10 protein-coding genes and 1 other annotated feature are annotated in these 7,854 nt (G+C 32.5%); all 10 genes read right to left on the reverse strand.

The genetic code is table 11. From position 1 onward, the window contains the following. Positions 1-225: ATP-binding protein (locus RSB60_RS09970; protein ID WP_332616087.1), on the reverse strand; the 225-nt coding region annotated here is incomplete at its 3' end. Between the two features lie 5 nt (positions 226-230). Continuing rightward, positions 231-917, reverse strand: coding sequence for a PHP domain-containing protein (locus RSB60_RS09975; RefSeq protein WP_323381500.1), 687 nt, complete (start codon positions 915-917; stop codon positions 231-233). After that, entirely contained in the window at positions 917-1,249 is a 333-nt protein-coding gene (locus tag RSB60_RS09980) for a hypothetical protein (RefSeq protein WP_323381499.1), read from the reverse strand. The genes RSB60_RS09975 and RSB60_RS09980 overlap by 1 nt, the downstream gene beginning before the upstream one ends. Continuing rightward, the gene (locus tag RSB60_RS09985; RefSeq protein WP_323381498.1) at positions 1,236-2,426 is read right to left on the reverse strand and encodes a [Fe-Fe] hydrogenase large subunit C-terminal domain-containing protein; all 1,191 of its coding nucleotides are present in this window, start codon (positions 2,424-2,426) and stop codon (positions 1,236-1,238) included. Before RSB60_RS09985 ends, RSB60_RS09980 begins: the two co-directional genes overlap by 14 nt. Continuing rightward, a complete protein-coding gene (locus tag RSB60_RS09990) occupies positions 2,423-2,842 on the reverse strand; it encodes an ATP-binding protein (RefSeq protein WP_323381497.1) in 420 nt (139 codons plus the stop codon). The genes RSB60_RS09985 and RSB60_RS09990 overlap by 4 nt, the downstream gene beginning before the upstream one ends. Further along, positions 2,835-3,194, reverse strand: coding sequence for a hypothetical protein (locus RSB60_RS09995; RefSeq protein ID WP_323381496.1), 360 nt, complete (start codon positions 3,192-3,194; stop codon positions 2,835-2,837). The genes RSB60_RS09990 and RSB60_RS09995 overlap by 8 nt, the downstream gene beginning before the upstream one ends. A 2-nt stretch (positions 3,195-3,196) precedes the next feature. Further along, complete coding sequence (locus RSB60_RS10000) at positions 3,197-3,700, reverse strand: NADH-quinone oxidoreductase subunit NuoE family protein (RefSeq protein WP_323381495.1); 504 nt, start codon at positions 3,698-3,700, stop codon at positions 3,197-3,199. Positions 3,701-3,702: 2 nt separating this feature from the next. After that, a complete protein-coding gene (locus tag RSB60_RS10005) occupies positions 3,703-4,434 on the reverse strand; it encodes an ABC transporter permease (RefSeq protein WP_332490679.1) in 732 nt (243 codons plus the stop codon). Between the two features lie 247 nt (positions 4,435-4,681). After that, positions 4,682-5,641, reverse strand: a complete 960-nt coding sequence (locus RSB60_RS10010) for a hypothetical protein (protein ID WP_332616091.1) — start codon at positions 5,639-5,641, stop codon at positions 4,682-4,684. Beyond that, the gene (gene thrS / locus RSB60_RS10015; protein ID WP_332616093.1) at positions 5,638-7,383 is read right to left on the reverse strand and encodes a threonine--tRNA ligase; all 1,746 of its coding nucleotides are present in this window, start codon (positions 7,381-7,383) and stop codon (positions 5,638-5,640) included. The genes RSB60_RS10010 and thrS overlap by 4 nt, the downstream gene beginning before the upstream one ends. 35 nt (positions 7,384-7,418) lie before the next feature. Beyond that, positions 7,419-7,617: a binding site (T-box leader), on the reverse strand. Positions 7,618-7,854 lie beyond the last annotated feature (237 nt).

The raw sequence follows: 7,854 nt of genomic DNA on the forward strand, positions 1-7,854 counted from the left end.
AAACGGAAGTCCCATACCAATTTTTCTTGAACTTCGTGAAGTTACAAAAGGATCAGTTACTTTCCTACATGTTTCTTCGTCCATTCCCTTACCATCATCAATGATAGTAAATTCAAGCATATTGTTTTTGATACTATCAACTATATGAACTTCAATAAATTTAGAATTCGCATGATTACTATTCATTACAATCTCAAGAATTTGCATAGCGCAATCTTGCATCATTGAAATCACCCCCAGAAATTTTGAAATTCAATTGAACTCATGGAGTTACAAGGTTCACTGATATCAATGAGTTGATGTGCATCAGAATTCATAAACCATGTAGTATTGTGAATCCATGGATGTCGTCTTAAGACTTCATTCATTTGTTCAATCGTTTTTACTTCTATTCCATCAAATTCACAATCTTGTGGTATAAATCCTAATTGATGGGTAATGCTATTAGCACGGTCTAATGCATGGGCTAATACAATTTTCCCATTTGCATGATGCACTGCATCACATAACTCATTTAATGTACAATTCAATGAAGTTATTAATAAATATTCTTCTTTACCAACGATGTTATCTTCACTATCTAAAATTAACTGTTGACCAAAATAAGCCTCATTATTTTTAATCTTCATATTTTTTGAATCTATCCAAGGTTGAAAGTTTTCAATATCTTCTAAAGTTTTGAAGTAACAACATACATGCACTTCTTCAATTGTTTGGATTTCTGTTCCATACATAATTTTAAATGAATTTAATTTGGCAACCTCATGAATAGCTCTTTGTTGCTTTGTAGTATTGTGGTCACATATTGCAATCATGTCTAGTCCTTTAAGTAGTGCCATATTTACAATATTATTGGGTGTCATATCATTTTCACTACATGGTGATAAACAACTATGAATATGAAAATCGTAAAACATTACAAACCAAATTCAATACACTTTTTAGCACAATCAAACGCAGTTCCACTTGCACTAATTAAAGCAATATTTTCTTCCTTTGCTTTATTTATAACCTCTTCTGGAATCTCAACACAATCAGCAATGATGATGCAGCTAAATTCTCTTAATACAGCAACTGCAATAATATTCAAATGTGATTGCACCGTAATCCAAGCTTCATCAGGCTGTCCACGTCCCATTACCCAACTTAATAAATCACCAACATAAACACCTTGTATTTCTTTATCGAGAGATTCATTTGTTGAACAATTCTTCCATCCAGATTTTTCGACTAATTCACTCACTTTCATGTTGTTTCACCTCATTTCGTAAAATGCGACAATCTTCTTTTGATTTAAATCCAAGTGCTATTCCCTCTGCCATTGTACGACAACTTGGGTAACCACATGCTCCACAATCATAACCTGGTAGTCCTTCAAGTTGATGATTTACTTTTGCGAAAAAAGCAAGTTTCTCTTGTATTGATCGCATATCATTTACTTGATTGATTGTACTTTCACCATAGAGTTCCTCAAAGGGTAAATCAGCTATCGGCTTCTGTCTATCATGACATAATTGATGAATGTTATTACGCATGAGGTAACTATTACCCCATAACAAATTTCCTCCTAAACATCCATTAAAACAAGGGAATAATGTTAATAAATTAAATTCATTAAGTAATCCAAATTCTGCATGTTCTAAAATATTGGATATTTTATCAAACCCATCAGCCATTAAATAGTCAGGATTTTGTAGCATTGTATTTGGACTACAACTTTGTAAACCTTCTCTACATAAAACAACTGGAATTCTTCCCTTCTTCATATTTTCTTTGATAAATGGGAAAATATCTACAATTGCCAATGCATGATCAACTTCAAATTCAAAATTTCCATAAGGATACTTCGCTAAATTCAATTTTGCAATACACTCGCAACAATTAAATATACCTATTTTTCCTTTGTCACTATATTTTTTTCGTAATTGTCGAGCAGCGATTTCACTTGGATAATCGATTGCTAGAATACTACTCAATAACATTGGATATTTAACTTCAATCAATTTGTTTACAACAGGACAAAATGATGAAATATAACTTTTACCTGGTTCCCCATCAGATAATAATTGAGCCTCTTTTACAACTTGACCTTCTATATCTGATATATCAACTACTTCATCAAATCCTAGTAACTTAATTGCATAGAATAGTTCTTCAACTTCTTCTTGCGTTTTATAGTCACAAATCATTGAACTAGGTACTAAACAAATTGAATAGTCATAATTCTTTATATCAACGAGTGTACTTCCTTTTGCTTGTAAACCTTGATTTAAACAAGCATCAATACATTTACCACAATTAATACAACGATCATGATTAATTTCAACCCGTTGATTTTGTATAAAAACAGCTCCTGTTGGACAGGATTTTAAACACTTCATGCATTTACGACACTTTTCTAATGTATAACTAATTACTGTTTTCATGAAGCTACCTCAAAACCAATCGTTAGTATTGTTCCCGTTGGTGAAGTTTGAATATCAAAGTAATCTGATACCCGTTTGATATTGAACAAACCCATCCCTGCCCCAAATCCAAGTTGTCGAGCTTTTTCACTTGCTGTTGACCAGCCAGGTGTCATTGCTTTTTCCAAATCTGGAATTCCTGGACCAGGATCTTTAAATACTAATGTTAGTTTTCCATCTTCTTGAAGAGTTAAAGTTATGGTGCCACCCCATGCATGAATAATCATATTTATTTCTGCTTCATAACAGGCTACTGCCACTTTTCTTAGAATATCTACAGGTATACCAATTTGACTTAATAATTGTTTGATTTGACTTGAAACTCTTCCGGCATTTGCATAATCATCACGTTCTACTAAAAATTCTTGATTAATCACTTGCTTTTATACCTGCTTCGTAAAGAATACCGCAAGCTTCAAACATTGAATAATCGGTTTTGAATACATTGAATCCCATTTCCATAGCTAATTGGAGTACACTCTCATCAAGTGTTTTCCCTCGTACATAGATAATGAGTTCCAAATCTAACATTTCTGCTGTTCGTAGTGATTGTGCATTGCATAAACCAGTTAATAATACGGTTTTATCACAAGAGTTATTAATCATTGCCAGAGCATCGCTCATTAAATCAGTCGCAAAAACATAATTATAATCCTTGTTCATGAGGTTTTTATTCCACACACCCAAAGCAGTTGCGTTTAATTTTTGAACGATATCATTCGCTAACATAATTAAGCTCCTAAAGGTTGTTTCTTTTCAGAGTCTAAGATTGATTGAATAATTTCAGAAATAATTTTTGATGAATCAGCGTTTCCATAAACTTTACCATCGATAATAACTACTGGTGCTAATCCACATGCACCTAAACAACGAGTTGCATCCAGTGAAAATAAACCATCTTCACTTGTGCCATTAACAGTTGCTCCTGTCATGCTGATAACATCATTCACTAAGTTTTGAGCACCTTTTACATAACAAGCAGTACCCATGCAAACATTAATGATATGTTTACCTTTTGGCTCAATTGTAAATTGAGCATAGAATGTTACTACGCCATATACTTCTGCAACAGAAGTATTCGCCGCAATCGCAATTTTTTCCATTGCTTCAAATGGAATGTACCCTAAATCATGTTGAACATCATGCAACATTAATTTAACAGGACCTTGGCGACCAGTGTGTTTTGCTACAATCTCATCAACTATACGAATCGATTCAGCATTTAATTTTTCCATAATTAACCTCCATGTTTTTTTCTATTTATGAATTGATCGAAAACCCAATCAATTATAAAACAAAGTAGGATGATAACAATTGTCCAAGCAAACAAACTAGTTGTATCTAAATTTTGTCTAGCGATATACAATTGTCTCCCTATTCCAACTTGTACCTGTCCTAAAATTTCAGCCATAACAGATACTTTGAAACCTAAACCAAAAGCCATCTTACTTGTACTAAGAATGGTTGGTAATAGTAGCGGAATCGTTTTAACTCGTGTTAATTCAAGAAATGATTCTGGATATATTTTTTCAACGTCTTTTAATTCTTGGGGTTCCTCATCCATCGCAAACAAGAAGTTATTGTAGAATATTGGGAAAAGAATTAAGAAACAAATCACACTTACACTTTTTTCTGAACCTAACCAAACAAGAACAATGATAATATAACTAATGTTTGGAATTGATTTTGCTAAAATCTGAATAGGTTCAAAACAATTTCTAAACAGCTTATATCGGTTAGCAATTATCGCAAGAATAAGTGCTATGACAAATGATATTAAAAAGCCTAGTAGTACTCGATATATCGTTGCAATAATACTTGAATAGAAAACATTTTTGGTAAATAAATCACTAAAGTCTTTTAATACTTCTATAGGAAATGGAATTAGAATATCGTTATTCACAGTCATGGATAAAAATTGCCAAATTACAATGATTACCAAGATTGTAAAACCATGTTCTTTTTTCATGAATACTCCCTATTTTCACAGTATAAATCTAGATTTATTATATCATTGCAATGCCTAAAATTGTAGGTTTTTTTAACTTATACTTCATAAGAAAAATGATTTATTCGCAAAACTTCTTAAAAACATTCAAGTTCATTAAATATAAATCAATTTTTAACAGTTATTCAAAAAAAATATACTATTTATTGGTCATTTTCACTAAAAAATAAAAAAAAGAATTGCAAGACAAAGTCTTACAATTCTAAATTTATTTGATTATAACTGAATCAACAGATTGAATATCAAATAATGCTAGAAAAGTATTTAGTTGATCAATAACATCTTTGGCAGGAACATAACGAATATTCATTCTTGACCATGTCTTCGCAACGATTTCTGCATTAGGAACACCTAGTTCTTCTGGTGTTATTGCCTCTATATCTGATTTCAATGAATCCATAGTAGAATCATTTATATTTGCAGTATAATCAGCAATTGTTGTTATGAAACTATCATAGAATTCTTTATTCTCATTGTATTTATCTTCAAGTACATAAATAGCGGCTTGAGGATACCCTTCACTACCTGAAATAGTAGCGAATTCTTTTTGTAAATCACCAATAATTTTAACTTCTTTTCCTTGTTCTTTCATTTTACCAATGGTTGCTGTTGCAGCAGGTTCAGCCAATAATGCTACATTAGCATTTTCACTAATTAATGCAGCTTGTGCATCTGCAACACCATTATAGTAAGTTACTGTAGGGACAATATCTTTGTTTGTTGCTTCAAATACAAGTCCAGGAACAGCTCCTTCACCAAATGCAGCTAAATTTCCTTCTTGTTGTAATGCATTATCATCATTTCCAACAAGATATAAATTTCCCCAAGTAATTACTCCCAGCATTTTATATTTTGTTTTATCTCCAAGTGCTAGTTTCGCTCCAAGATTTGTTGGTGCTACGATAATACTGTACTCAGGATTCGGATTTACGAATGCAGCTTGAATTACATCAGTTCCATCAACGAAAGTTACCTTAGCAGTTTCGTTTTTAATAACTGGAATCATTGCAAGTGCAGTTGCACCACGAGGAGCTAATACATTTAGAACAACAGGCTCAGATTTAACTTCTGGACTTGTTGTTGGAGTAGCAACGGAACCACTCGGATTTGATGTAGTACATCCAGCAATTAAGAATGCTGAACACAAAATCATCAATAATTTTTTCATGCGTTTATCACCTTATTTTCAATTTCTAGAAGTAACTCATTTACTAATTCATCAATTGAACAAGTTTTTTGATCTTGCTTTCCATAACGTCGTACATTTACAGAATTATTCGCAATTTCTCCTTCACCTACAACTAGTTGAACTGGTATTTTATGAGTTTGTGCTTCTCTAATACGATAGCCTAATTTTTCATTTCTTGCATCTATTTTGACCCTAATGCCTTTAGCACTAAGAATAGCTTCAACTTTTCGTGCATAGTCTAAATGATTTTCATGATGTACAGGTACAATAACAACTTGTTCAGGAGCTAACCACAATGGGAATGCACCAGCAAAGTGTTCAATTAGTATACCAATAAAACGTTCAATTGAACCATAAATAACACGGTGCAACATAACTGGACGAACTTTTTCACCATTTGGATCAATATAAGTTAAATCGAATCTTTCTGGTAAGTTCATATCTAATTGAATAGTACCGCATTGCCATACTCTTCCTAATGAATCACGAATATGGAAGTCAAGTTTTGGACCATAGAAAGCACCATCACCAGGATTCAATTTATAATCTTTACCTGCTGCCCTACATGCTTTTGCAAGAGCTTCTTCACTTTTATTCCATACTTCAATTTCACCAATATATTTTTCTTCAGGGCGAGTACTTAATTCAATTGAGTACTCAAGTCCAAACGCACGATATATTCTGTCGATAAATGCAATCAATGAAACTACTTCACTTTCAATTTGATCATATGTCATATAAATATGCGCATCATCTTGTGTGAAAGTACGCACACGGAATAATCCATTAAGAGCACCACTTGCTTCATGACGATGAACTTGACCAAGTTCTCCCATACGAAGTGGTAAATCTTTGTAAGAATGCAATCCACTCTTGAATACAAGTAAGCTACCTGGGCAGTTCATTGGTTTAATTGCAAAGTCACGTTCATCAACCATAGATACATACATATTTTCACGATAATTATACCAGTGACCAGAAACTTCCCATAATTCTTTTGACATCATAATCGGAGTTTTTATGAAAACATAGTTTTCTTTTGTATGTTCATCATACCAAAAACGTTCAAGAATATTTCTGATAATCATTCCCTTAGGTAAGAAGAAAGGCATTCCTGGAGCATATTCACTCATCATAAATAAATCCAATTCACGGCCAAGTTTTTTGTGATCACGTTTCTTAGCTTCTTCTAATAAATATAAATGTTCTTTAAGATCTTCTTCATTCGCAAAGCAAATGCCATAAACACGTTGAAGCATTTTATTTTTGGCATCACCTTTCCAATAAGCACCAGAAACCTTAAGAAGTTTAAAATATTTTAACTCTTTTACTGTTTCAACATGAGGCCCGCGGCAAAGGTCAACAAACTCGCCTTGTCTATAACAAGTGATTACTGTATCTTCTTCATCCATATTAGAAATTAAATCAACTTTATATGGATCATCTTTAAACATTTCTAAAGCTTCTTGCTTTGAGAGTTCTTCACGAACAATTCGTTTGCCATCTTTAGAAATCTTTTTCATTTCTTTTTCAATTTTTTCTAAATCTTCTTCTTTAAGTGAAACATCACCTAAATCAATATCATAGTAGAAACCATCTGTGATAACTGGTCCTACCCAAAACATCGCTTGTGGATAAAGTCGCTTCACAGCCTGTGCCAATAAGTGTGCACAGCTATGATTTAAAACATTCAATTCTTCATTTTCTTTAATGTTAATCATAATTTTCCTCCTCTTAACAAAAAAACATCCTTAAAAATAAGGACGTTATGAACGCGGTACCACCTTAATTCTTAATCAAACGATTAAGCACTCAAACAAATAACGGTTGCTGCCGGCATTTTTTCGAAAATGCTACTCCCAAGTGGTAATTATTCATTTCATCAATAACCTTTCACCATCCGGCTATCTCTCTTATCAAAAATTGAATAATCATATCTTGTTCTTTGTATCTACATCATAGTTTAGTCTTTGCGTTGTTTTTTGTCAAGAGTAATACCTAAGTTAAAGTTATATAATATCGTAGAGTATCATTTATCTTTATATATATTTTCAAAATAAAGAAAGAACTGTTATAGTAACAGTTCTAGTCTTTTATAATTTATTTCTTAGTTGTCTTTTTAGCTGCTGCTTTCTTTGCTACCGGTTTTTTAGCTACAGCTGCTTTTTTAGCTACTGGTTTTTTAGCTACAG

The sequence above is a fragment of the Anaerorhabdus sp. genome (assembly GCF_036657415.1).
Lineage (GTDB): Bacteria > Bacillota_I > Bacilli_A > Erysipelotrichales > Erysipelotrichaceae > Anaerorhabdus.